Source organism: Rhizobium sp. RSm-3, assembly GCF_001854685.1.
Classification (GTDB): domain Bacteria; phylum Pseudomonadota; class Alphaproteobacteria; order Rhizobiales; family Rhizobiaceae; genus Rhizobium; species Rhizobium ecuadorense.
This window is the reverse complement of sequence record NZ_MAWZ01000002.1, coordinates 157978-182238: the sequence shown is the minus strand read 5'-3', so window position 1 is coordinate 182238 and position 24261 is coordinate 157978. Positions and strand designations below refer to the sequence as shown.

General features: G+C 61.5%; 29 protein-coding genes. 7 read left to right on the top strand and 22 right to left on the bottom strand.

What is annotated here, in order from left to right:
* Window positions 1–129: 129 nt before the first annotated feature.
* Window positions 130–2103, top strand: a complete 1974-nt coding sequence (locus BBJ66_RS04095; protein ID WP_071085196.1) for an O-linked N-acetylglucosamine transferase, SPINDLY family protein — start codon at window positions 130–132, stop codon at window positions 2101–2103.
* A gap of 91 nt (window positions 2104–2194) precedes the next feature.
* Here BBJ66_RS04095 and fliP read toward each other — a convergent pair whose 3' ends face one another.
* The 13 genes from fliP to flgF all read right to left on the bottom strand — a co-directional run bounded on the left by fliP (window position 2195) and on the right by flgF (window position 11219).
* On the bottom strand, window positions 2195–2932 hold the full coding sequence (gene fliP, locus BBJ66_RS04090) for a flagellar type III secretion system pore protein FliP (protein WP_049733083.1): 738 nt from the start codon (window positions 2930–2932) through the stop codon (window positions 2195–2197).
* Window positions 2929–3435 (bottom strand): flagellar basal body-associated FliL family protein, encoded by a 507-nt coding sequence (locus tag BBJ66_RS04085; RefSeq protein ID WP_049733084.1) that lies wholly within the window; start codon window positions 3433–3435, stop codon window positions 2929–2931. The genes fliP and BBJ66_RS04085 overlap by 4 nt, the downstream gene beginning before the upstream one ends.
* A 12-nt stretch (window positions 3436–3447) precedes the next feature.
* A complete protein-coding gene (gene flgH, locus BBJ66_RS04080) occupies window positions 3448–4164 on the bottom strand; it encodes a flagellar basal body L-ring protein FlgH (protein ID WP_049733085.1) in 717 nt (238 codons plus the stop codon).
* On the bottom strand, window positions 4161–4700 hold the full coding sequence (locus tag BBJ66_RS04075) for a MotE family protein (RefSeq protein WP_049733086.1): 540 nt from the start codon (window positions 4698–4700) through the stop codon (window positions 4161–4163). The genes flgH and BBJ66_RS04075 overlap by 4 nt, the downstream gene beginning before the upstream one ends.
* A complete protein-coding gene (locus BBJ66_RS04070) occupies window positions 4697–5818 on the bottom strand; it encodes a flagellar basal body P-ring protein FlgI (RefSeq protein WP_071085194.1) in 1122 nt (373 codons plus the stop codon). The genes BBJ66_RS04075 and BBJ66_RS04070 overlap by 4 nt, the downstream gene beginning before the upstream one ends.
* Window positions 5815–6297 (bottom strand): flagellar basal body P-ring formation chaperone FlgA, encoded by a 483-nt coding sequence (gene flgA, locus BBJ66_RS04065; RefSeq protein WP_049733088.1) that lies wholly within the window; start codon window positions 6295–6297, stop codon window positions 5815–5817. Before flgA ends, BBJ66_RS04070 begins: the two co-directional genes overlap by 4 nt.
* Window positions 6298–6313: 16 nt before the next feature.
* Window positions 6314–7102: a flagellar basal-body rod protein FlgG gene (gene flgG / locus BBJ66_RS04060; RefSeq protein WP_049733089.1), complete on the bottom strand. Its 789-nt coding sequence runs from the start codon at window positions 7100–7102 to the stop codon at window positions 6314–6316.
* A gap of 19 nt (window positions 7103–7121) precedes the next feature.
* The gene (locus BBJ66_RS04055; RefSeq protein WP_049733090.1) at window positions 7122–7463 is read right to left on the bottom strand and encodes a flagellar hook-basal body complex protein FliE; all 342 of its coding nucleotides are present in this window, start codon (window positions 7461–7463) and stop codon (window positions 7122–7124) included.
* Window positions 7464–7465: 2 nt separating this feature from the next.
* Entirely contained in the window at window positions 7466–7882 is a 417-nt protein-coding gene (flgC, locus tag BBJ66_RS04050; RefSeq protein ID WP_007633309.1) for a flagellar basal body rod protein FlgC, read from the bottom strand.
* Between the two features lie 5 nt (window positions 7883–7887).
* Entirely contained in the window at window positions 7888–8280 is a 393-nt protein-coding gene (gene flgB, locus BBJ66_RS04045) for a flagellar basal body rod protein FlgB (RefSeq protein ID WP_049733091.1), read from the bottom strand.
* 166 nt (window positions 8281–8446) lie between these two features.
* On the bottom strand, window positions 8447–8989 hold the full coding sequence (locus BBJ66_RS04040; RefSeq protein WP_071085186.1) for a flagellar protein: 543 nt from the start codon (window positions 8987–8989) through the stop codon (window positions 8447–8449).
* A 2-nt stretch (window positions 8990–8991) separates the two neighbouring features.
* Window positions 8992–10389: a flagellar protein export ATPase FliI gene (fliI, locus tag BBJ66_RS04035; protein ID WP_071085184.1), complete on the bottom strand. Its 1398-nt coding sequence runs from the start codon at window positions 10387–10389 to the stop codon at window positions 8992–8994.
* A gap of 95 nt (window positions 10390–10484) precedes the next feature.
* Window positions 10485–11219: a flagellar basal-body rod protein FlgF gene (gene flgF / locus BBJ66_RS04030; RefSeq protein ID WP_049733094.1), complete on the bottom strand. Its 735-nt coding sequence runs from the start codon at window positions 11217–11219 to the stop codon at window positions 10485–10487.
* Window positions 11220–11472: 253 nt separating this feature from the next.
* Here flgF and motA point away from each other — a divergent pair, with 253 nt between their 5' ends.
* From motA to BBJ66_RS04000, 6 genes are all read left to right on the top strand, one after another.
* Window positions 11473–12345, top strand: coding sequence for a flagellar motor stator protein MotA (gene motA, locus BBJ66_RS04025; RefSeq protein WP_049733095.1), 873 nt, complete (start codon window positions 11473–11475; stop codon window positions 12343–12345).
* On the top strand, window positions 12346–13296 hold the full coding sequence (locus BBJ66_RS04020; RefSeq protein ID WP_071085182.1) for a FliM/FliN family flagellar motor switch protein: 951 nt from the start codon (window positions 12346–12348) through the stop codon (window positions 13294–13296). It abuts the gene before it with no gap.
* A 65-nt stretch (window positions 13297–13361) separates the two neighbouring features.
* Window positions 13362–13949, top strand: a complete 588-nt coding sequence (fliN, locus tag BBJ66_RS04015) for a flagellar motor switch protein FliN (protein ID WP_049733097.1) — start codon at window positions 13362–13364, stop codon at window positions 13947–13949.
* Between the two features lie 28 nt (window positions 13950–13977).
* Window positions 13978–15018 (top strand): flagellar motor switch protein FliG, encoded by a 1041-nt coding sequence (fliG, locus tag BBJ66_RS04010; protein WP_049733098.1) that lies wholly within the window; start codon window positions 13978–13980, stop codon window positions 15016–15018.
* Between the two features lie 233 nt (window positions 15019–15251).
* Window positions 15252–16331 (top strand): flagellar biosynthesis protein FlhB, encoded by a 1080-nt coding sequence (gene flhB, locus BBJ66_RS04005; protein ID WP_049733099.1) that lies wholly within the window; start codon window positions 15252–15254, stop codon window positions 16329–16331.
* A gap of 5 nt (window positions 16332–16336) precedes the next feature.
* Window positions 16337–16780 carry a hypothetical protein gene (locus tag BBJ66_RS04000; protein ID WP_071085180.1) on the top strand — a complete coding sequence of 148 codons (444 nt, stop codon included), beginning with the start codon at window positions 16337–16339 and terminating at the stop codon, window positions 16778–16780.
* A 71-nt stretch (window positions 16781–16851) separates the two neighbouring features.
* Here BBJ66_RS04000 and visR read toward each other — a convergent pair whose 3' ends face one another.
* The 9 genes from visR to BBJ66_RS03955 all read right to left on the bottom strand — a co-directional run bounded on the left by visR (window position 16852) and on the right by BBJ66_RS03955 (window position 24259).
* Window positions 16852–17598, bottom strand: a complete 747-nt coding sequence (gene visR / locus BBJ66_RS03995) for a transcriptional regulator VisR (protein ID WP_071085178.1) — start codon at window positions 17596–17598, stop codon at window positions 16852–16854.
* A gap of 8 nt (window positions 17599–17606) precedes the next feature.
* Window positions 17607–18353 carry a transcriptional regulator VisN gene (visN, locus tag BBJ66_RS03990; RefSeq protein ID WP_049733102.1) on the bottom strand — a complete coding sequence of 249 codons (747 nt, stop codon included), beginning with the start codon at window positions 18351–18353 and terminating at the stop codon, window positions 17607–17609.
* A 344-nt stretch (window positions 18354–18697) separates the two neighbouring features.
* Complete coding sequence (gene fliF / locus BBJ66_RS03985) at window positions 18698–20389, bottom strand: flagellar basal-body MS-ring/collar protein FliF (protein ID WP_071085176.1); 1692 nt, start codon at window positions 20387–20389, stop codon at window positions 18698–18700.
* Window positions 20390–20499: 110 nt separating this feature from the next.
* Window positions 20500–20889, bottom strand: coding sequence for a chemotaxis protein CheT (gene cheT, locus BBJ66_RS03980; RefSeq protein WP_003584234.1), 390 nt, complete (start codon window positions 20887–20889; stop codon window positions 20500–20502).
* A 16-nt stretch (window positions 20890–20905) separates the two neighbouring features.
* Window positions 20906–21460 (bottom strand): chemoreceptor glutamine deamidase CheD, encoded by a 555-nt coding sequence (gene cheD, locus BBJ66_RS03975; protein WP_049733104.1) that lies wholly within the window; start codon window positions 21458–21460, stop codon window positions 20906–20908.
* Window positions 21457–21846, bottom strand: coding sequence for a response regulator (locus tag BBJ66_RS03970; RefSeq protein ID WP_003556488.1), 390 nt, complete (start codon window positions 21844–21846; stop codon window positions 21457–21459). Before BBJ66_RS03970 ends, cheD begins: the two co-directional genes overlap by 4 nt.
* The gene (gene cheB, locus BBJ66_RS03965) at window positions 21847–22890 is read right to left on the bottom strand and encodes a protein-glutamate O-methylesterase CheB (protein ID WP_049733105.1); all 1044 of its coding nucleotides are present in this window, start codon (window positions 22888–22890) and stop codon (window positions 21847–21849) included.
* Window positions 22887–23795 carry a protein-glutamate O-methyltransferase CheR gene (gene cheR / locus BBJ66_RS03960; protein WP_071085174.1) on the bottom strand — a complete coding sequence of 303 codons (909 nt, stop codon included), beginning with the start codon at window positions 23793–23795 and terminating at the stop codon, window positions 22887–22889. Before cheR ends, cheB begins: the two co-directional genes overlap by 4 nt.
* Window positions 23792–24259: a chemotaxis protein CheW gene (locus tag BBJ66_RS03955; protein WP_071085172.1), complete on the bottom strand. Its 468-nt coding sequence runs from the start codon at window positions 24257–24259 to the stop codon at window positions 23792–23794. Before BBJ66_RS03955 ends, cheR begins: the two co-directional genes overlap by 4 nt.
* Window positions 24260–24261 lie beyond the last annotated feature (2 nt).

Sequence of the window (24261 nt, the reverse complement as noted above, 5' to 3'; positions counted from 1 at the left end):
CGTTTTCTCTCATGAAAGTAAGCGTCTTCATGAGGCGCACCGGTTTCAAGCAAGCTTCACATGACAATGTGGCAGGCGCTGGGATAGCATCATCGGATTCGATCCACCCGTTTTCAGGCTGGACGGCTCGTGCGTGTCTCGGCGATCGACAGCCATGCCAGAACATTTCCTTCACGGAGTTGGGTTTTGAACAGCAAAGTTTCGTTCTCTGCGGCATCCAGAGATTACCAGGCGGGCCGCTACACACAGTCCTTGGCGACGCTCAACCAGCTCATGGATATCCAGCAGGACGCCAAGACCTACGCGCTGCTGGCCAAGAACCTCCTGCAGCTCGGCTTCAAGGCCGATGCCGCGAAAGCCTATGGCCTGGCCGGCAACTGCGAAGGGCCGAATGCCTACGAATACCAGAAACAGGCTGCCAAGCTGCATTATGAGATCGGCAACGAGGATGATGCTCTGCTGATCGCCATGCGAAACCTCGCCAAGGCGCAGGACGACGCGGAACTCGCCTTCATCATAACCGCGATCTATCTGAAGCGGCAGCAGCGGGATATCATTCGCCCGTTCAAGACGGTGCTGTCACAGAGTGCCAATCCCGATCATATGCGCCTGGCTGCCCTGCTGCTGAGCGACGATCTGAACGACGCAACCAACCAGAGCCTCTCGCGCAACCTCTTCAAGCGGTTTCCCGGCAATCACGCATTCCGCTTCCTGCATCTGGTTTTCGCGCGCGAATTCAACGATTTCGAAGAGGCCAGCAAACATCAGGCAGTGATCGACGCGACCCTGGCGAGGGGCGATATCGAGATCCTGCGCAAGGACAACCCGTTCTATCATCTGCACTGGTGCGGCAACGAGGATTTCAACCGGCATGCGACGATCGGCACCACCCCCCTCAACCCGGAACGGGTAGCCGTCCGCCGCAACCAGCCGCACACATGGTCGAACAAGATCCGGATCGGTTACATGTCGTCGGACTTCTGGGATCGCCATGCGACCATGAAGCTGTTGCAGCGCATCCTGGAACTGCACGACAAGGACCGGTTCGAGGTGACGCTGTTCTGCCATACCGGTCCGGAATACCTGAAGCACAACGTGACCGACCGCAGCCGCTGGGGCCGGATCGTCGACGTTCACGGCTTCTCCGACCAGGCGGTGCTGGCAGTGGTGCGCGAGCATAATATCGACATCATGGTCGACCTGAAGGGCCACACCTCCGGCAGCCGCGCGACGGTGTTCAACCAGCCGCTGGCACCGGTCCATGTCGGCTGGCTCGGTTTCCCCGGCAGCACGGTCAATATCGATCTCGACTATGTTATCGGCGACCATTCGGTATTGCCCGAGGTGGCCAAGCCCTTCTACCATGAGAAATTCTGCCGGCTGCCGGAAAGCTATCAGCCGAACGACCCGATGCACCGCCCGAAGCCGCGCCCCGTCACCCGCGAGCAGCTGGGTCTGCCGGAAGAGGCCTTCATCTTCGCCTCGTTCAACGGCAACCGCAAGATCACGCCGGAGACGATCGACAGCTGGTGCCGCATTCTCAAGCGGGCGCCGAACAGCGTGCTCTGGCTGATGGCGAACACGCCGCGCAACCAGGCGAACCTGTTGAAGCAGTTCCAGACGGCGGGCATTTCGCCCAAGCGCATCATTTTCTGCCCGCGCGCGCCCTACGAACAACATATCGACCGTCAGCAGGCGGCCGACCTCGGCATCGACACCTTCCCGGTCAACGGCCACACGACCACCTCGGAGCAGCTCTGGGGCGGCTTGCCGGTCCTGACCGTCAAGGGCACCAACTTCGCCTCACGCGTCAGCGAGAGCCTGCTACGGGCCATCGACCTGCCCGACCTCGTCGCAAGCGACCTGCATGCCTACGAGGATCTCGCCGTGGAGCTGGCGCAGAATCCCCGACGGATCGCCGAATACAAGGCGCACTTGAAAGAGAAGCGCTATATCGCGCCGCTGTTCGACGCCGAACGCTTCTGCAATCATCTGGAGCAGGCCTACGAAATCATGGCCGAGCGCGCCAAACAGCGTCTCGAACCCGAGCACGTGGACATCGCGGCGCTGCCGCCGCGCACGGCGCCGTTCGCCGCCGAGTGAGCTTTTCAATCGTCAAGAAAACCCCGCCGGAGCGATCCGGCGGGGTTTTCTCGTTGGCGAACACGGAGGCGAAGATAGGAGCGGCGGCCGATCAGTTGAACGAGCGCACCAGACTGCCGACAAGCAGGTTCCAGCCGTCGATCAGCACGAAGAAGAGGATCTTGAACGGCAGCGAGATCGAGGTCGGCGGCAGCATCATCATGCCCATCGCCATAGTGATGGTGGCGACGATGAGGTCGATGACGAGGAACGGCAGCACGACGAGGAAGCCGATCTCGAAGCCGCGGCGGATCTCGGAAATCATGAAGGCCGGGATCAGCACCCGATAGTCGATCGGATCGGTCGTCTGGATATTCTGCCCGCGTTCGCGCGCCAGATCGACGAAAAGCGCCAGATCCTTGTCGCGGGTATTGGCCGCCATGAAGGTGCGGAAAGGTTCGGCGATGCGCTGGACGGCCTCGGTCTCGTTGATCTGATTGGCAAGCAGCGGCTGCACGCCGTTCTGCCAAGCCTGATCGAAGGTCGGCGACATGACGTAGAAGGTCATGAACAGCGACAGCGACAGCAGGATCATGTTGGAGGGCGTCGAGGAGAGGCCCATGCCCGAACGCAGGATCGAGAAGGCGATGACGAAGCGCGGGAAGCTCGTCACCATGATCAGGATGCCCGGCGCGACCGAAAGAATGGTCAGCAGGCCGAATGTGCGGATGATCCAGGCAGCGACGGAGCCATCGACCGGCAGGTTCAACAAGTCAGTCGGCAGCTGCTGTGCCACCGCCAGTTCCGGTACCGCCATCATGGCGGCAAGGAAAACTATAAGACGAATCATTCGATGACAAATGTCCTGAACATGACCTTCGATACCCGCCCTTGCGAGCGAAGGTCAACACGTTCCTGTATGTCATCCTTGAGATATTGAAAGCCCCGCGGCCCCTCGATCTGCTGAAGGGAAACGGTCCTGATATAAGCGAGGATATCCTGGTGAATATCCTCGGAAACCTTGACATCCGGCGGCCCGTTGAACAGCAGCGCGACCTCGAGTCGGACCCAGTTTTCCGAGGGATAAGCGAGGTTCGAGGTGATCGGCTCGAGCTGGACGACGTTGTTGGCCTCGGTCGAGATGTGGGCCAGCCCCTCCTCGGCCTTTTTCTTGGCCTCGGCGTCCTTGGCCTGCTCGGCCTCCTTGGCGCCCTTGACGTTGGGCGCGACGATCGTACCGACCGCCCAGCCGCCGCCGGCGCCGAGCAGGGTCAGGACGGCGATGCCGATGATCGTCATCAGCGTGGCGGATTTCTTCTTTGATTGATCTGCGCTTGCGTCTGGCTCTGCCATCGTCGTTCAGCCTCAAAGGGGCGAGAAAAGATCGACGGCCTGCTGGCCGCGCGGAGGCTGCTGCACTTCCATCAGGCGGCCGCGGCCACCGTAGGAGATGCGGGCTTCGGCGATCTTGTCGTAGGAGATCTGGTTTTCGGCATTGACGTCCTGCGGACGAACGATACCGGCGACGTTCAGGATGCGCAGTTCCTGGTTCAACCGGACTTCCTGTGAGCCCGATATGACGAGGTTGCCGTTTTCGAGAATGCCGGTGACGACCGCGGCGACCAGAAGGGTCAACTTGTCGGTGCGCTCAATCTTGCCCTTGCCGTCGGTGCTGGTGTCGGAGCCATAGGTCAGGTCGGTCTTGGACTCGGGCGTCCAGCCGAAGATCTGGGCGTTGACGTCCCAGTTCATGCCGCTCGAATTCTTGCGGCTGCGGTTGGTCTCGTTGTCGAAAGAGCCCTTGTCGTTGATCTGAATGTCGACGGTCAGGATGTCGCCGACGTTGAGCGCGCGCGCATCCTTGAAGAGTGCAGCCTGCGAATCGCTCCACAGCGAATAACCCTGCGCCACGGCGCGCGGCTGCTTCGGATAAAGCGCCATCTGCGGCGTCTGGCCATAGGCAAGGCCGCTGCCGATCGGGCTCATGGCGGGCGCGCGGCCGATCTCGCTGACTGCCGTCGGAGTCTGGCAGCCTGCAAGGAGTGCGAGGGCGGCGATCGCGGCCGGGAAACGCATATTCATGAAGGATCCTTCGACGTATTGGGATCGGACGCACTGGCGATGACGCTGGCGATGGCCGCGGCCTTCTTCGCGTCCATCTCGTTGAGGATGAGGCTCGACTGACGCGGCCCGAGCCGCATGATCACGGCGGAGGCCACCTCGATCTTCATATCCTGCAGCTGCTGGGCGGCCGCATCCGGCTTCATCTTCCTGTAGATCTCGGTGAGGCCGGCTTCCGCCTGCTTCAGGAAATCGTCGCGCCGCTTCAGCCAGTCCTGGTATTCCGCCTTGCGCTTGTCCATCTCCGCCATGCGGGCGTCGATGTCGGCGCGAAGTTTTTCCAGTTCCTGCTTCTGCAGCAGGTAACGCTGGTCGCGGGCGGGGTCGGCGATGTTGGTGCAGAACTGCTTGACCTCGTCCTCAGAGGTGATGTCGCCCGCCGGCGCATGCTCTTGTGCAAAGGCGCTAGGGATCGACAGAAGGACGAGGCTTGCTGCCGGCAGCGCCAGCCGGCGCAGCAATTGCAGGACCGTCATGTCTTTGATGATCTTTATCATTGCAGCACAAGCTCCGCCTGCAGGGCGCCCGCCGACTTGATGCCCTGGAGAATGGCGATGATACCATCCGGTTTCACGCCGATATTGTTGAGGCCGGCGACGAGGGTCCTGAGGTCGGGACCGTCGATGATGGCGACGCGCCCGCCGGTCTGCTCGGCCGCGATGTCGGTCTGCGGCTGGACCGCGGTCCGACCGCGCGAGAAGGGTTCGGGCTGGATGATCTGCGGCGTCTCGGTGACCTGCACCGTCAGGGTGCCGTAGCTGACGGCAACCGGCGAGACGCGGACGTCGGAGCCGATGACGATCGTTCCGGTGCGCTCGTTGATGACAACCTTGGCCGGCGTATCGGTTTCGACGATGAGATTTTCGATGTCGGCCATCAGCCGGGTGAGATCGGCCTGGCGCGGCTTCTGGATCACCACTTCCTGCGAATCCTTGGCTTCGGCGACCGGGCCGCCGAAGCGTGCCGAGGCATAACCGTTGACGATGTCGGCGATGCGGATCGCCGTCGAGAAGTCGGGGTTGCGCAGTTGCAGGACGAGATTGACCGAGTCCTTGAAACGGGACGGCAGCTCACGTTCGATGATCGCGCCGCCGGGCACGCGGCCGGCGGTGGTCACACCTTCGGTCACGGTTGCGGCCTGGCCCTGGGCCTGGAAGCCGGTGACGATGGCCGCGCCCTGCGCGACGGCATAGATCTGGCCGTCGGCGCCGGAAAGCGAGGTCATGACGAGCGTGCCGCCGCGCAGCGACGTCGCGTCGCCGAGCGAGCTCACCGTCACGTCGATGCGGCTGCCGGGGCTTGCAAAGGGCGGCAGGTTGGCGGTGACCATCACGGCCGCCGTGTTCTTGGCGTTGGACTGGCCGCCCTGCGTCGAGATGCCGAGATTCTGCAGCATCGCCCGCATCGACTGCTCGGTGAAAGGCGAGGCGCGGAAGCCGTCACCGGTTCCCTGCAGGCCGACGATCAGGCCATAACCGATCAGCTGGTTGTCGCGGCCGGCCTGAAGGGAGGCGATATCCTTGATGCGGGAGGTCAGCGCCCAGGCGGGCGCGACGTCGGCCAGGCTCATGGCGAGGACCGCGAAAAGGGTCAAGAACCGGAAGAACAATTTCATTTTGCCCTCACATGGACCGTGCCGTCCGCAAGCACCGTGCCGCTGACGATGACGCCGGAATCCATATTGCGCGCGCGGATCAGCTGCCCGGTGGAGCCGTCTTCGAGCGGCGAGCCGGCGGCTGAAATGGTCATCGCACCGAGCGAGAAGACGAGGCGGATCGAAGATCCGCGTGTCACCGTATAGGGCTCACGCAGACCTGAAACCGAAATCGTGCGACCCGGCAGCAGGGTGCGCTTGGAGACCAGGCCTTCGACCTGGGAAATGGATTTGGCGAAATCGCCGGCGAGGTTGGGGTTGGTGACCTCGACCTCCTGAAGCTGGCTGGCCGACAATGTGTCGCCGGGGTAGATGATCGTCGTCGGGACGACGGCATAACCCATGCCGGCATCCACGTCCGTGGGCGAGAAAACGCCCGCGACTGCGATCGTGGCCGCCGCCACCCATCCTGAGATGTATCCTGCCCGGCAAAACATCATGTTTCGGCCCTTCCCCTTACTTCAGGTTCTTGCTGACGATGGAGGCCATTTCGTCAGCCGTGGTGATCACCTTGGAATTCATTTCGTAAGCACGCTGGGCCGAGATCAGTTCGGTGATTTCCTTCACCGGGTCGACGTTCGAGGCTTCCAGATAACCCTGCTTCATGTAGGCGAAACCTTCCTCATCGGGATTGCCGACGACGGCTTCGCCGGAGGCTGCCGTTTCCTGGAAGAGATTGTCGCCGATCGGCTGGAGGCCGGCCTCGTTGACGAAATCGGCAAGTGTCAGTTGGCCGAGAACAGTCGCGTCCGTCGCCCCTGGCAACTTGGCCGAAACCTGGCCCGAGCGGCTGATCGTCAGCTCGGTCGAGCCCGTCGGAATGGTGATGCCGGGCATGACCTCGTAACCGTCGATGGTGACGAGCTGGCCCTGGTCGTTTTTGTTGAAGGCGCCGGCGCGGCTGTAAAGCGTCGTCCCGTCGGTCGACTGGATCTGGAAGAAGCCCTTGCCGATCAGCGCCACGTCGAGATCGTTGCCGGTCTGGGTCAGTTCGCCCTGCAGATGCAAGTTGCGGACCGCCGAGGTCTGGACGCCGAGGCCGATATTGGCGCCTTCGGGAACGACGGCCTGGTTGGCGCGGTTGGCGACACCCTTGGCGCGTTCGGTCTGGTAGAGAAGATCGGAGAATTCGGCGCGCGCGCGCTTGAAACCCGTCGTATTGATGTTGGCGATGTTGTTCGCGATGACTTCCAGATTGGTCTGCTGGGCATCCATGCCCGTTGCTGCAATGGCGAGCGCTCTCATGTGTTCGTCCTCAAATCAGTTACATCTGCATCTTGGTGACTTCGAGAAAGGCCGAGACGACCTTGTCGCGGATAGCAATCGCCGTCTGCAGCGTCTGCTCGGCCTGGAGCATGGAATCGACGACTTCACGCGTCGTCGCCGTGCCCTTGATCCCGGCGAAGGACATGCTTTCCGCACCCTTCAGGCTGGTGACCGCGTCGTTTGCCATGTTGCCCATGACGGAGGCGAAGCTCATGCCGTTGGCCGCGCCCGCGGTGCCCGGCAGGGTGGCGGCAGACGACGAGGCGGAATTTTCGGTGTCGACGGCGCCGAGCGCGCGGGTCATCGAAAGATTGCTGACATTCTGGACGCTGCTGATCATTATTATTGGCTCTTCAGGAGATCGATCGTGGAGGAGATGAGATCGCGGGTCTGCTTGATGGTCTGCAGATTGGCGTCATACGAGCGGTTGGCTTCGCGCATGTCGGCCATCTCGACCAGAATGTTGACGTTCGGCAGCTTGACGACGCCCTTCTGGTCCGCAGCCGGATTGCTCGGGTCGAATTCGGTGCTGAAGTCGCCTTCGTCGACGCCGACCTTCTTGACATCGACCGTCTCGACGCCGCTGGCGCGATCCATCTGCTGGCCGAAGGTAATCGTCTTGCGGCGGTAGGGGTCGGCACCCGGTGTATCGCCGGTCGAGCGGGCGTTGGCGATGTTTTCCGAAACGATGCGCAGGCGCGTCGACTGCGCCTCGAGCCCGGAACCGGCGATTTTCATTGCTGCAGAAAGCGGATCCATGGCTTTTACTTCCTGACGGTCATCAGCATCATGCGGTTGAAGGAACTGACCAGCGAGGTGTTCAGATCGTATTGGCGCTTGATATCGCCAGACTTGGAGAGCTCCTCGGCAAGGCCGACCGTGTTGCCGGATTCCTGGACGCCGATTTCCTGGTCGAGTGCAGCATCCTTGACGTCGATATCGCCGCTGGCGCTGAAATCATTACCGCTGAGATGGGCCGGATTGGTGCGCGCCATGGTGATGTCGGATTTGTCGAGCACGGCGTCGAAGGGCGTGACGTCCTTGGCGCGGAACTTCGGGGTATTGGCATTCGCGATGTTGCCGGCAACAACCTGCTGACGGATCGTCAGCCATTCCGCCTGTCGCGAAGCCAAGTCGAAAAGTTGGATCGGTTGCATGAGACTCTCCGTTTTTACTGTCCCGAACCTAGTGCGGTAATCTTGCGTGGGACTTACGGAAAATCAGGTTTCAAGCCGCCTTTCGGGGGGCGCTCCGCGCAAAAAAACCGGGGCCCCGGCCGGCTTTCGGCGGAGCCCCTGTTGCCTTCGGCGTCGGCCGGCAGGTTCAGTTGCTCTGGTAGGTTTCACCCTTGGAGGTGACGATCATCCACTTGCCCTCGCGCTGTTCGATTGTCGCAAGACGGCTCTGATCCGGCAGGATCGAGCCGACGCGCACCACATACATGCCGGAGGTATCCTCGATCAGCGCCCGGCCGTTGGAAACGTGCAGCAGCCGGAAGGACGACTTGCCGGGGAAGGGCTGATCCTCCAGGATGGGGCGGCCCTCGCGCTCTTTGCCGAGATCGGAGACCGTCGCCGTCGTCAGCGGATCGATCGGCGGCGCCTTCTTGTCCGGCTCGTTCTTGTTGACCATGGCAAGCGGCGAGACGCTGAAGACGTTGCGGGCCGGCCAATCCGGCAGTTCGCGCGAATTGTCGCTGGCGGCGACGTTGATGCCGAATTTGTCTTCGTTGAAGAACACGTACCAGGGAAAGAAGGCGGAGGCGCCGGCCAGCGCCAGGCCGGCAAAAGTCAGAAACCGATCCAGGCCGGCGGCCTTCCTGCGCTGCTTCGGGGAAGCGATGCGTTCATCGTCGAATTCAGCCACGTCTATCTCCTCTGGATGGCTCCGCCCTGATTGCCGATACCGGCTGCAGCCTTGAGGGCGCCGGCGAGATCGGCAAAGGCATCGGGCGAGTCGCGATCGCCCGGTGACTGTTTCAGGACGTCGTAAATGATCGGCACCTGCTTGACCGCCATATCGAGATCGGGATCGGCGCCCTGGCGGTAACCGCCGATCAGGCGCAGGTCGCGCGTTTCCTCGAAACGGTGGATCAGCACCTTCAGCCGCGACACCAGCTTTTCCTGATCCGGCGTCCAGGCCTTGCGGGCAAGACGCGAGATCGAGGCGAGCGGATCGATCGGCGGATAGCGCCCTTCTTCGGCGAGGCTGCGCTGCAGGACGATATGGCCGTCGAGGATGCCGCGCGTCGAATCGGCGATCGGGTCGTTGTGATTGTCGCCATCGACGAGGATCGAGATGATCGCCGTGATGGTGCCGGCGCCCTCGGGGCCGGGACCGGCGCGCTCCAACAGGCGCGGCAGCTCGGTGAAGACGGAAGCCGGGTAGCCGCGGGCGATCGGCGGCTCGCCGGAGGCGGTCGCCACCTCGCGGATCGCATGGGCGAAACGCGTGACGCTGTCGACGATGAACAGGACGTTCTCGCCCTTGTCGCGGAAATGCTCGGCGATGGTGACCGCCGTCAGCGGCGCCATCTTGCGCAGCATTGGGCTCTCGTCGCTGGTGGCGACGACGGCGATCGCCTTCTTCATATTGCTGCCGAGCGTATCCTCGATGAATTCGCGCACCTCGCGGCCGCGTTCGCCGACAAGCGCAATGACGACCTTGTCGAAGGCATCGGCGCGGGCGAGCATGGACAGAAGTGTCGATTTGCCGACGCCGGAGCCGGCGAAGATGCCGAGGCGCTGCCCGAGGCAGAGCGGCGAGAAGATATCGATGGCGCGCACGCCGGTCTTGAAGCCGGCCTCGACGCGCTTGCGGGTCATCGAGGGCGGAGCGGTATTGGAGATCGAGCGGCGGTCGAGGCCCTCGGCGATCGGCCCAAGCCTGTCGATCGGCTCGCAGAGCGAATTGACGGTGCGCCCGCACCAGCTGTCCGACGGTGAGATGCGGAAGGCGCCCTTGCGGATGACCGTATCGTGGATGCCGATCGGCTCGCCCGGCTCGATCGGGCAGACATAGATCAGATCAGGCTCGACGCGAACGACCTCGCCGAGATGGATGCCGGTCGCCGACTTATGGGCGACGAACTCGCCCAGGCGAACATGGCGGGAGAGACCGCGAACGGTGTAGTGGCCGGCGGCGATGGTCTGCACGCGGCCGCCATGGGCAACCGAGAACTCCGGCGATGCGTATCGATCGACGAGACCTGCCAGATGCGCCAGCTTCGGAGAAAGGCCGTCCTCGGACAGTAGCGTCGTGCTCATGCTTCAATCCCACCCGAAAATGCGACGCATTTCCGGTCTTTGTTTTTATGCATGTCGTCCTCCCAAAACCGCTGCACACTTTTGGGCGACATGCATTAGCGGCTGCCCCCAAGCGTCTGAACGGCTTCCTTGAAGGAATCCTCGCTATCGCGCATCAGCGACGAGACGCTTTCGAAAGCGCGGTTGACTTCGATCAGCTGGGTGATCTCGCGCATGGCGTTGACGTTGGAGTTTTCGAGATAGCCTTGCTCGACACCGACATTGAAGCGATCGACGACGGCGCGCGGCTGGTCGGTGGTCATGATGCCGCTGTTCTCGTAGCGCAGATAACCTTTGCTGATATCGGCCTCGAACAGGCCGAGCGAAGCGACCTGGCGGTCGCCCTGATAGATGATGCCGTCGGTGCCGACGGCCGGCTCGCCGCCTTTGGAATTGAGCTGGATCGGCGCGCCGCCGGCGTCGAGAACGGGATATCCGCGGATCGAGACCAGCTCGCCGGTATCCTTGAGCGTGAAGCGGCCGTCCCTCGTCAGCACGCGGCCGGCCGGCGTATCGAGCGAGAACCAGGCATCGCCCTTGATGGCGAAATCAAGCATGTTGCCGGTGTGCTGCAGCTCGCCGTTCGACTCGTTCAGATAGTCGTTGCCCTGGGAAACGAAGGCGACCTTGGTGTTCAGCTTGTTCTTGGTCGCCGCCACCATCTCGTCGAACTTCACCTCGGTGGCGCGAAAACCGGTCGTGTTCACGTTCGCCATGTTGTCCGCAATGGTGTTCAGGCGCTTTTCGAGGGCCATCTGCGACGACAGAGAAACATAAAGACCGGATTGCATGTCGGTAGGCTCCAAGCATTGGCGATGAACGGAACGAAAAGCCGGGCGTCGTCTATAGGGTTCGGCCGGGATTTCGCTGAGGCGGCATCTCAGAAACGGGTGCGGGCACCCATTCGTCTCCTTTAGACTGACGGCAGATGCTTGCGCGAAGCTGGCACGCGGAAATGCCTTGCGCGCGGCCCGTTCATCAGCCTCACGCAAGGCAGAAACCCTAACCGTCTTAGAGAAAAGTAACGTTCAGATTGGGCTGACGATGAATATCATTATCGGATTTATAGTGACTTGCGGCTGTGTCATCGGCAGCTTCATGGCAATGGGCGGCCACGTGGACGCGCTGTTCCAGCCCTTCGAATTCGTGATCATCGGCGGCGCCGGTCTCGGCAGCTTCATCATGGCGAACCCGATGAAGGTGGTGAAGGATTCCGGCAAGGCGCTCGGCGAAGCCTTCAAGCACGCCGTGCCGAAGGAACGCAATTATCTCGATACGCTCGGCGTGCTCTATTCCTTGATGCGCGACCTGCGCACCAAGTCGCGAAACGAAATCGAAGCCCATATCGACAATCCGGCAGAATCGACGATCTTCCAACAGGCCCCGACCGTTCTGAAGAACAAGGAACTGACGGCGTTCATCTGCGACTACGTGCGCCTGATCATCATCGGCAATGCCCGCAGCCACGAGATCGAAGCGCTGATGGACGAAGAGCTCAACACCATCATGCACGACAAGATGAAGCCCTATCACGCGATCCAGATCATGGGCGATTCCTTCCCGGCGATCGGTATCGTCGCGGCGGTTCTCGGCGTCATCAAGGCGATGGCCCACATCAACGATTCGCCGGAAGTGCTCGGTCATCTGATCGGCTCGGCGCTGGTCGGCACCTTCCTCGGCATTCTCCTGTCCTACTGCGTCTGCTCGCCGCTGGTCTCCCAGATCAAGATCGTCCGCAACAAGCAGCATCGCCTCTACGTCATCGTCAAGCAGACGCTGCTTGCCTACATGAACGGCTCGGTGCCGCAGGTCGCTCTCGAATACGGCCGCAAGACGATCTCGGCTTACGAGCGCCCGTCCATCGATGCGGTCGAACAGGAAATGATGAACCCAGGCGGCGAGAACAAGGCGGCTTAAATGACCATGAGCAATGCTTCGCACGACAAACCGGCAATGGATCCTGCCCTTCTCGCCAAGCTGACCGGCGGGCTTGGCGACAGAGGCAGGGTCGCCAAGATCTGCAGCTCCTTCGGGGAAATTTACAGCGAATTCTTTCCCGACGTCATCAAGAGCGAGACCGGCCTCGACGTCACGGTCAACTATCTCGGCTGCGAGATCGGCTATAAGAACCATCTGATCGACGACCTGAACTCGAACGTCACGCTCGCCGACGTGACGCTGCGCAACTGGTCGCAGAACGTCACGCTTGCCTGCGGCAACGGTTTCGTCATCACGCTGATGGAGCACCTGCTCGGCGCCACCGCCGATACGATCGAGGAGCCGGCCGACCGGCTGCTGTCGATCATCGAAATGGACCTGGCGGTGATGGTTTTCGACAAGATCGCCAAGGTGCTGCGCTCGGCCGTCAACGCGCCCGGCGGTTTCGAACCGAGCCTTTCGGTGCCGCACGCCCTTGAGATGCGCGCCCGGCCGCCGGAGGACCGCCCGGACGAATTCGCCGCCGCCATCAACATGTCGATCACCCTTGCCGGCATCACTTCCGAATTTTCGTTGATGGTTCCGCAGACGGCGCTGCTCAAGACCAAGGTGACGCCGCCGAAGCCGAAGCGCCAGTCGGGCGGCAGCTCGGCGGAATGGACCGAACAGCTCGGCGACCAGGTTCGCCGTTCGCATGTCACGCTCGAGGCCAAGATCAGGCTGCAGGACCTGACATTGCGCACGATCTCGAAGCTGATGGTCGGCGACGTCATCCCGTTCCGTGACCATGGCGACGTGCGCGTCGAGGTCAGCGCCAACAGCAAGGAACTGTATGTGTGCGAGTTCGGGCGTTCAGGCGAAAACTACATGGTCCGCGTCAAGGACACGATGAACTCGGATGACGAACTCATCCGTCATTTAATGAATTAATCGGTTCTCTGGCTTTTGGGCTGCAAAGGCAGTTTGAGGCAAGTTTCAACTGGAATAGTGATTTCATGGCTACGAAGAAAACACAGCAGAACAGCGACCTCTCCCTGGATATGCCGGGCAGCGAAGCGGATCTCGACCAGGCGATCGACGATCTGCGCGGCGTGCTGAAGCAGGATGCCGATGGCGACCTGCCGCAGTTTGGCGACGACCTGCAGAACGACGCCTTCGCAGCCGGAACCGATCTGGCGGCTTTCGGCGGCGAGATTTCGGACAGCCCGTTCGGCGGCGACGATTTCGGCGGCGATTTCGGTGCCGGCAATGCCGGCTCGGCCGCCGGCATGGATTTCGGCAGCAGCCCCTCCTTCGAGGCGTCGCCGGCTCCGCTCGGCAGCGCCTTGAATTCCAATTTCGAACTGATCATGGACATCCCGATCGATGTCCAGATCATGCTCGGCACCAGCCGCATGCAGGTCTCGGGCCTGATGAACCTCAATGAAGGGGCGACGATCGCCCTTGACAAGAAAATCGGCGAGCCGGTCGAGATCATGGTGAACGGCCGCAGGATTGCCCGCGGCGAGATTACGGTGCTTGATAACGACGACACCCGATTCGGTGTGAAACTGATAGAAGTTTTGAGTACGAAAAAAGCCTGATCCCTGTGTGGGACGGAGAGGTTAGACCATGATGGACTTTGACGATTTCGGCGGCGCGCTAGCCGGGAAACCGTTGACCCAGGCTGAAAAGGCGGCGGCTGTTCTTCTCGCCATGGGAAAGGGCGTCGCCGGCCGGCTGTTGAAATATTTCACCCAGGCCGAACTGCAGACCATTATCGCATCCGCCCAGTCGCTGCGCGCCATTCCGCCGGACGAACTCCTGATGCTCGTCGGCGAATTCGAAGACCTCTTCACCGAGGGCGCCGGACTGATGGACAATGCCAAGGCGATCGAAGCCATTCTGGAAGAGGGCCTGACGCCCGACGAGGTCGACAGCCTGCTCGGCCGCCGCACGGCGTTCCAGGCCTATGAAACCTCGATCTGGGATCGTCTCAGCGAGGCGGAGCCGACATTCGTCGCCCAGTTCCTGCTGCGCGAACATCCGCAGACCGTTGCCTATATTCTTTCGATGATGCCTTCCAACTTCGGCGCCAAGGTGCTGCTGCAGCTCCCCGACAACCGCCGCGCCGACATCATGAACCGAACCGTCAACATGAAGACCGTCAGCCCGAAGGCTGCGCAGATCATCGAGAACCAGGTGATGACGCTGCTTGCCGAGGTCGAGGCAGAGCGCAATGCCGCCGGCTCGACGAAGGTTGCCGATCTCATGAACGAACTCGACAAGCCGCAGGTCGACACCCTGCTCACCTCGCTCGAATCGATCAGCCGCGAATCCGTCAACAAGGTCCGCCCGAAGATTTTCCTGTTCGAGGATCTCATGTACATGCCGCAGCGCAGCCGCGTCATGCTGCTCAACGACATCTCGACGGATGTGCTCACCGTCGCGCTGCGCGGTTCGCCGCCCGAGATCCGCGAATCGGTTCTCTCCGCCATCAGCCCGCGCCAGCGCCGCATGATCGAATCGGATCTGCAGAGCGGCATGGGCGGCGTCAATCCGCGCGAGATTGCAATTGCCCGGCGCGCCGTGGCGCAGGAAGCGATTCGCCTGGCCAATTCAGGCCAGATCGAGCTCAAGGAGAAGGAAGGCGACGCTTCGGCAGCCGCCTAATCCTCCGAGACTGTTGACAAATCCGGCGCGCGGCAAAGCGGCCGTTGATCGCCGTGTCGCAGGCGACTACCCTTCAAATGATTGGCTGCGCTTTAAAGCGCGTCGCGGAGAACCTCGGTTCCGGCGACGCGCTTTAGCTCTTGTGTTGATGCATGTCGTCATCCCAAAACCGCTGCACATTTTTGGGCGACATGCATTAGCTGCGGCCTATATCTTTGACGGAGGGCCGCGTCTTGGCAGACGATGACAAGGACAGCAAAACAGAAGCCCCGACCGCGAAAAAGCAATCCGACGCGGCTGAGAAGGGCAACGTGCCGTTTTCGCGCGAGCTGTCGATCTTCGCGACCATCCTTGCCACCTATATCTATCTGGTGTTCTTCCTCCCCGACAGCGTCGGGCGCATGACTGAAACCCTGCGCGACATCTTCGAGCAGCCCGACCAGTGGAAGATCGAGACGGGGCCCGACGTCCTTTCGCTGTTCGTCAAGCTCGGCTGGGCCACTGCGGCGCTGCTGGCGCCGGCCTTCATCCTGTTCATGGTGTTCGGCATCGCCTCCTCCGTTTTTCAGAACTTGCCGACGCCGGTGCTCGAGCGCATCCGGCCGCAGGCCTCGCGCATCTCTCCCGCCAAAGGCTGGGGACGGCTGTTCAGCCTGCCGGGCCTCGTCGAGTTCGGAAAATCGCTGTTCAAGGTCGTCGTCGTCGGGGTCATCCTGTTTTTCGTGCTGAGGAGCGAATATTTCAGCTCGATCGACGCGATGTTCTCCGACCCGCAGACGATCCTGGTGCGGATCTCGACGGCGATGCGCAAGATCATCATCGTCGTGCTGATCGCCACCGCGATCGTGGCGATCGCCGATGTCTTCTGGACGCGCCATCACTGGTTCACCGAGCTGAAGATGACCCGGCACGAGATCAAGGAAGAAAACAAGCAGGCGCAGGGCGACCCCTTCGTCAAGGGCCGGCAGCGCTCGCTGATGCGCGACCGCGCGCGCCGGCGGATGATCGCCAACGTGCACCGGGCGACGCTCGTCATCGCCAACCCGACGCACTATGCGGTGGCGCTGCGCTATGCGCGCGAAGAAAACGACGCGCCGGTAGTGCTGGCCAAGGGCCAGGACCTCATTGCGCTCAAAATCAGGGAGATTGCCGAGAAAAACGGCATCCCGGTGTTCGAGGACCCGCCGCTTGCACGCTCCATGTTTGCGCAAGTCTCGATCGATAGTGTCATACCGTCAGTCTTCTATAAGGCCGTTGCGGAGCTGATCCACCGGGTCTACGCCGCAGACGCCAAGAACAAACGGGTAAGATAAGCCGAATGAAAAAATGCCCCCACTCTACCCAGCGTGAAAAAATCCTTGCAGTTGCGATCAGCCCGGTCGCCACGGAACTGCGCCTTCTGGATGCTTCTGACCTTATTTCGCTGCTGCGCTTCGAGTATTACGGCAATCTTTCCGATCTCGTCGCGTCGGCGGCAGAGCTATTCTTTCATCCGGGCACAGTGAATTTCGGCCTGGGCGGCAACTATACGCTGGAGTGGGGCGGCAAGCCCGAAGTCGTTCTCGATCTGGAAATCAAGCCGCGCGGCGTCACCGTTTATGCGCAGCTGACGCTTGCCGAGGATCACGCCGGCATCGAGATCAATCATATGGCGTTCCAAGATCCCTCGGCCGATCCCGATGAGAACACCCGCTTCCTGGAAAAGAGCCTTCGGGAATCGCGTTACAACGTCAACCAGTCGCCCCAGGCGCTAGCGGGCTGACTCTCAAGACATGAGAGCTTTCATCCGCTTCAGCTGAGCTGAGCGGGCTCAGCTGAAATCGCAGAGCAAGCTCAGCTGATATAGCCGAGCCGGATCGCCTTGGCGATCGCCTGGATGCGGTTGACGGAATTGAGCTTGATGGTCGCCGAGCCGAGATAGGCGTTTACGGTGTGCACGGACAGGCCGAGCTTGTCGGCAATCTCTTCACTGATGCGGCCGTCGCCGGCAAGCTGGAGACAGGCGATCTCGCGTTCGCTGAGGGCTTCGGCGGCCGCCGTGCGGCGTTCGTCGAGCGAGAGCAGATCCATCATGATATGGCAGCAGCGACCGTGCAGTTCAACGATGGTATCGCTCGAGGGATCGATCTCATCGCCGGTGAAAACGATAAAACCATTGCCGACGGCGCCGAGCCGCACCGGAAAGGCAAGGCCGGAAAAGGGCACGATACCGTCCTGCAGACGCGTCATGAACGGCGCGAAGTCGGCAGGACCAGGTGCGGCACGGTCGTAACCGCCGGCCCAGGAAAGCGGCAGCAACGACTTGTCGATATAATCGAGAAGGATGTCGCCGTAGGCATCGGTGAAGGCCTTGCCGAAACCGGCACTGGAAGACCCCCAGTTCTCGAGTTCGCAGACAAGGCGCTGCTTTGCCGGAAGACCTGCGCCGCTGACACGGAAGATCGCGAAGCCTTGAGCATCGGCGAGTTTCTGCATCGCAATCAGCCGCGGAAAGAGATCGGATCGGCTGGAAATCCTGTTCACACGCACCATGCGCAGCTGCTCGGCACTGCTCATCGTCCTGGCTGATGGATGCGCCATGGATCCCCCTATACCAGATTGTTGCGGACGGCGAAGGCAATGGCCTCGGACCGGGTCTTGGTCGCCGTCTTGCGCATCACGCTGGTGATGTAGTTGTTGATGGTGTTGCGGGAGATGCCGAGGATCATCGCGATCTCGTCGCTGGTCTTGCCCTCGGCGATCCAGAACAGGCATTCCAGCTCGCGGTCGGTCAACTCGAAATCGCGATCGACTCTCGTCCCGCCGCAGCGCAGGAAACTCGCGACATACCCTGCAAGCAGGCCCACATCCCGCAGGCGCTCCGGCGATAGGATGAACCCCTCGCCGAACAGGAACATCAGCGCCAGCCGCGACCGGCCGACATTGAAGGTCACAGAACAATATTGGCGGCTGGCGCCGTCCGGCACGTCCGCATTGTCAGGCATAAGAGCAAAATTCGGCTGGAAGACCTGCATGCATTTTTCCAGCTCCGTCGAACGGGCATAGCCGCGAACCAGATCATTGGCGATATCCCTGACCAGGTCAAAAGGCCAATCCGACGAAACAATGAAATCGAGGCCGCTTTCCTGGATGAGATCGCAGCGCGCCAGTAGATAGTGCGAAGCGCCGACATACTCCGTCAGCGCGCGCAGACCGGACTGCAACCTGCCAGTGTTGGCGACGCCGTGCAGGCGCTGGAGCAGCTGATCCCGCGGCAACAGATCCGGCACTACCGCGCTTGCGAAATTCGACATTTGCCTCTCGCCTTTGCTCGCCTGAATTACATCCATATCCATTGGCAATGTCCTGCGGCTGAGAAACGATCAAACTCGATGCAACAGCAATTTTTCTGCAAGGGATTCAATTCAAGTCCCGCTCGAATCCCATTTCGAATCACCCAAGGGTAAGCCAGCCGATGCAAATCACCATCTCCGACTTCTAGGGATTTACTTACGCTGCCGCCCATGCACTGATTCGATGATCATTTCCAGCCCTCAAGCTATTGGGAAGGCTACGGTGATTCTGGCTGTATCGCAACGTCATTCGCGTTTTACGCGAGTCTGAGAGCTTGCAACTTTCCCGTTGGAGGAAATGACGCTGGGTACCGATATGAAAAAGGCCGGTTGCCCGGCCTTTTTTCTTACGCTGCTTCGTCGATCGCCCATTTCCGGAGGATTTTCGCGGCGCGTTCCTCGTTGATCTCGACCATGCGAGAGAGCTTGCGTTCCGGCCCTTCCTTGACGCGGCGGTTGAAGTTCCCGTCGTCGTCGCCAAGGCTGAGCAGATCTTCGGTGCTGTCGAAGCCGAAATCGGACCCGAAGCCGTCCATGAGGGCTCCTCCAGGCGCACCTGCGGAAGGCGCGAAGTCCGGAAGCTCGAGGCCGGCCGCCTCCGGCGTGGCGTCGCCGAGAACCGAAGAGCTGCCATTGCCACTGACGCTGCGCACCAGAGGCCGCAGGCCCATCCAGACCACCACGAAGGCGACCGCGACGAAGGCGAGCGAATTGATGATGCCGGCAAGGTTGCGGCTCAGCATGTCCATGACGCGGACACCGCCGGTCGCGTCTTCGAGCAGCTGGTTCTCGAGGAAGTCCATCGCCGTGACGGTGACGACGTCGCCGCGTTTGGCGTCGATACCGGCCGCCGAAGCGACGATCGTCTTCATTTCGGCAAGATAGGCATCGATCTTGGCCTGGTCGGCAGGCTCGCCGACCATCTTGGCAATGCGGCCCTTGTTGACCACCACGGCGATCGAAAGCTTCTCGACCTTGTAGCTGTTGCGGGTCGTCGCCGTCGTCCGGCTGTTGATTTCGTAGTTGGTCTGCTCTTCGCGCTTGTCGGACTTGTCCTGTGATTCAGGACCGGCCGAACCGCCGGCCTCAGGGGCCGCCTGCGGAATGTTCTGCTCGACGGTCGTCGCGCTGTCGGACTGCTTTTGCTGGGACTGCTGGGCTTCCTTGGTCGAGCGGACCGAGCGTTCGACCTTGGATTCGGGATCGTAGGTCGTTTCCTGGATCTGCTGGGCGTCGGTATTCAGGTCGGCGGTGACGCTGGAGCGGAAGTTGTCCATGCCGAGGAAGGGTGCGAGCGCCTTGTCGACGTTGGATTCGACTTCCTGCTGGACGTTCTGGACGATGTTGAGCGAACGGTTCAGCGAGCTGTTGCTGGCCTCGTCGCCGGACGCGAGCAGCTGACCGGCGGAATCGAGGATCGTCACGTCGTCGACATCAAGCCCCGGCACGGCCGAGGCGACGAGGTGACGGATCGAGGTCGCAGCACTCCGCCCGGTGGTGGCGCTGGCGCGAATCATGACGGAGGCGGTCGGCTTCTGCTCGGCCTTGCGGAAATTTCCGACCTCCGGCATGACGATATGGACGCGCGCGGCTGTTATGCCCGAGATCGACTGGATGGTGCGGGCGATTTCGCCTTCCAGCGCGCGCACTCGCGTCACCTCCTGCATGAAGGAGGTCAGGCCCAACGAGCCGACATTGTCGAAGAGTTCGTAACCGGCATTGGCGCTGTTCGGCAAGCCGCGCTCGGCAAGCATCAGGCGGGCCTTGCCCGTCATCCCCGCGGGAACGCTGATGCTGGAACCATCCGTGCCGACCTGGAAATTGATGTTGGCTTCGGCAAGCGCCATGCTGATCTGGTTGAGATCGGGCGAATCCAGACCGACATAGAGCGTTTCCTGTGCCGGCTTATTGACGAAAAGGGCGGCCGCAAGGACGATTGCGATGGAGACGGTACCGACGCCTCCAAGAATCATCAGGCGTGTTCGGCCAAGGGAACCGAAGTTCTTAAAGATCTGAACTAATTGATTTAACAGATTCATTCTGTTCTCGCACGATTCGTCAAAGACAAAGCAGGCTTATTGCCTCATCTGACGAATAATCGGCGAAACTTGCGCGAGCGTTTCGTGAAGGGGGCGCGGCCCCTAAAGAGCTAGAAGAAATCGAAGTCGCCGGCCGCCTTGCTCAGGGGCTGGGAATGGCCGTGGCGTGTGGCGCCGCCCAGCGCCTTCTGCATCTCCGCCAGCTTGACGAGGCTGAGCGCGGTCGCGACGTCGACTGCCCAGCCGTGCGGGATTTCGCCGGTGATGGTGTCGATGAACTCGGCAAGGCCGCGCGATTTCTGCACGGCGAGATCGATGCCCTGCATGACTTTCATGGCATCCGGCGAATTGAGGATTTCGGCGCCGCCGAGATCGAGAAGCTGCGGCTCGATGCGCTCGATGAGATAGGCGACGTCGTGCAGTTCGGAAACGATGCGCATCAGGATGTCGCTCAACGCTTCAACAGGCGCAGGCGGCTCCATCACCGGGTTAAATGTCATATGAAAATCCTCGCCATCAAAAAAATTCGATACTGGTTTCGACGGGCTTCGGCGGAGCGGCGGGGCGTTGCTCGAGAGCGACGGTTCTCTGCGTTTCGGCGCCGGTCAGCGGATATTGCCGGGCACGACCGGAAACCGGCCAATATTCGAGCTTGCGCCCGTGGTCGCCGCCTGTGGAGGAGCCGACCACCGGAATGCCTTCATCCCTCAGGAACTGCATGGCGAAGGCCGCGTTCTGCTCACCGACATTGGAGAATGTCGAGATCGTCTTGGCGCCGCCGAAGATCTTGGCCTCCAGACGGTCGCGCCGGGCGCCCTGCTTCAGGAGACCGTTGATCAGCAGTTCCATCAGATGCACGCCGTAACGCGTGGCATCCCCGCCTGAGGTAGGCGACGTCGCCGAACCGGGCAGCAAGAAGTGGTTCATGCCGCCGATACCGGCGACAGGGTCTCTGAGGCACGCAGCCACGCAGGAACCGAGAATGGTCGAGAGGACCGCATTCGGATCGTTCAGAACCTTGTACTCGCCCTGAATGATGTGCACGCGGCGGGCTGCCCCCTCAGTGATCATTTCAGGGCTCCAAACACGGCTTCGATGGCCGCTTTCATCTTCTCGATCGTGAACGGCTTGGCGAGCACGTTGTTGGCGCCGAGTTGGGCTGCTTTCTGCACCAATGCACGGTCGCCCTGGGCGGTGAGGATGATGAAGGCCGCCTTCTTGGTGTTCGGGTTGGTGCGCACGGCCTGAAGGAAGCCGATGCCATCCATCTTCGGCATGTTGAAATCCGAGATCACCAGGTGGTGCGGCTGCTCGGCCATGATCTTCATGCCCTGTTCGCCGTCGCCTGCGGACGTGATCTGCTTGAATCCGAGCTGGGTCAGCGCGTCGCTGAGCAGCAACCGGCTCGTTACCTGATCGTCGACGATCAGAACTTTGATTTTCTCCGCGATCGACATTTATTCGGTCCCTTCCTTTCGGGCGGCTGTCATTTTCAATATTTCCTCACCGATGGCAGACAGGGGCAACTGCTGCTCAACGGCGCCAAGTTCATGAGCAACCCTTGGCATTCCGTAAACGACACAGGTTTTTTCGTTCTGGCCGAGTGTTCTGGCGCCGGCGTGGCGCATTTTCAACAATCCGGCGGCGCCATCGCGGCCCATTCCGGTCAAGATGACGCCGACGGCGTTGCGGCCCGCCAGCTCGGCGACCGAATCGAACAGCACGTCGACCGATGGGCGGTGACCGTTGACCGGCGCCCGGTCGACGAGACGGCAGCAGGGCGCCGAAGCGTTGCTGACCTGGAGATGACGCTCGCCGCCCGGCGCCAGATAGATCTTGCCGATTTCGAGACGAGCACCATCGGTCGCTTCCTGCACCACCGGCGCACAGAGGCGGTTCAGCCGTTCGGCGAAGCTCTTGGTAAAGGTCGGTGGCATATGCTGGGTGATGACGGTCGGCGGGCAATTGGCCGGAAACTTCTGCAGCACCGTGATCAGCGCCTCGACGCCGCCTGTGGACGAGCCGATTGCGACGATCTTGCGGCCGACGCGGAAATCGGCGACGGAGGGCGGTGGCGCCGGGGCGGCAACCGGCTGGGAAAACTGGCGCTGCGTGCGCGCGGCTGCCTTGACCTTCTCGGCGAGGTCGCCGAAGGGCCGCAGTTCACCCGGCGCCGGCTTGCCGACGCAGTCGAACGCGCCGATCTCGAGCGCTGCCAGCGACGCCTCGGCGCCGCGATGGGTCATTGTCGATACCATGATCACAGGCATCGGACGCAGCGTCATGATCTTTTCGAGGAAATCGAGGCCGTTCATATTCGGCATCTCAATGTCGAGCGTCACGACGTCGGGGTTCAGCCGCTTGATCGCCTCGCGCGCTTCCAGCGCATCGCCGGCCTGGCCGATCACATTGACCTCGGGGTCGGAACTCAAGACGGCGGTAATCAGCCCCCGCATCGTCGGGGAGTCGTCAACGACGAGAACCCTTGCCGGAGCGCTCATGCCTTCCTCCCGTGACCTTTGGCGGTGTAGCGATAGGTCGTGATGCCGATGTTGTCGAAGACGTGTTTCGCCTCGCCGGACACACGCTCGGAATGGCCGATATAGAGATGGCCGCCCTCCGGCAGGAGGCCGGCGAAACGCTGCCAGATCTTCATCTGCGTCGGCTCGTCGAAATAGATGACGACGTTGCGGCAGAAGATGACGTCGAACTTGCCCTTGAACGGCCATTGCGCCATCAGGTTCAGCTCGTTGTAGGTGATCAGCCGCTTGACGCGGTCGTCGACCTGGAACTTCCTGCGGCCCTGCACCTCGACCTCGCTGAACCATTGCTTGCGCATGGCGGGCGAAACGGTTTCGAGCGCGTTTTCGTCATAGGCACCGGCTCGGGCGATCGCCAGGATCTTCGGGTCGATGTCGGTTGCCAGGATCCTGAAGTCGTAATCGGCGACATTCGGCATCAGCGACAGCACGGTCAGCGCGATCGAATAGGGTTCCTGCCCGTCGGAGGAGGCGGCCGACCAGATGCGCACCCTGCCGCCCGATTTCGCCCGCTGCAGAAGCTCCGGCAGGACGTGGTCGCGCAGATGGTCGAAATGATGGTTTTCGCGGAAGAAGCGGGTAAAATTGGTCGTCAGATGCGACAGCATCTCGCGGCGCGGCGCGGCACCCGCCGGCGAAGCGACGAGGTCGCAATATTCCCTGAAGCCGGACAGGCCGAGATTGCGGATATGCTTCGACAGGCGCGAATAGACCAGCGACGCCTTCGTCTCGTTGAGGAAGATGCCGGCATCCGAATAGATCATAGCGGCGATCTCGGTGAGATCGCGGCGCGTCAGCGGATATTCTCCGCTTGCCAGAACCTCGTCGGGTCCCTGCCTCTGATCTTTTGCGCCCATAGCGTTCATGCGGCTTCGCTTTCGGTCTCGTGAAAGAGGGATTCGAGTTCGATCAGGCAGATCATGCGCTTCTCGATGGCGAGAATGCCGCGGGCAAATTGGCGCTCGAGGTCGGAGGAGATCTCAGGCGTCGGCTGGATGGTTTCGTCGGTCACCGTCAGGATATCGGACACGGCGTCGACCAGCAGGCCGACAACCTTGCGCCGCACCTGGGCAACGATGATGACATGACGGGCAGTCGGATCGGCCGGCTTCATGCCGAGCCGGGCGGCAAGGTCGATGATCGGCAGCACCGCGCCGCGCAGGTTGATGACACCGAGCATATAGGCAGGCGAGTGCGGCATCGCGGTCGCCGGGGTCCAGCCCCGGATCTCACGAACCGACATGATGTTCACGCAAAATTCCTGAGCCCCGATGCGGAACGCGATCAGCTCGCGATCCCCCTCGTTCAGATTTTTTACGGCGTACGACATTC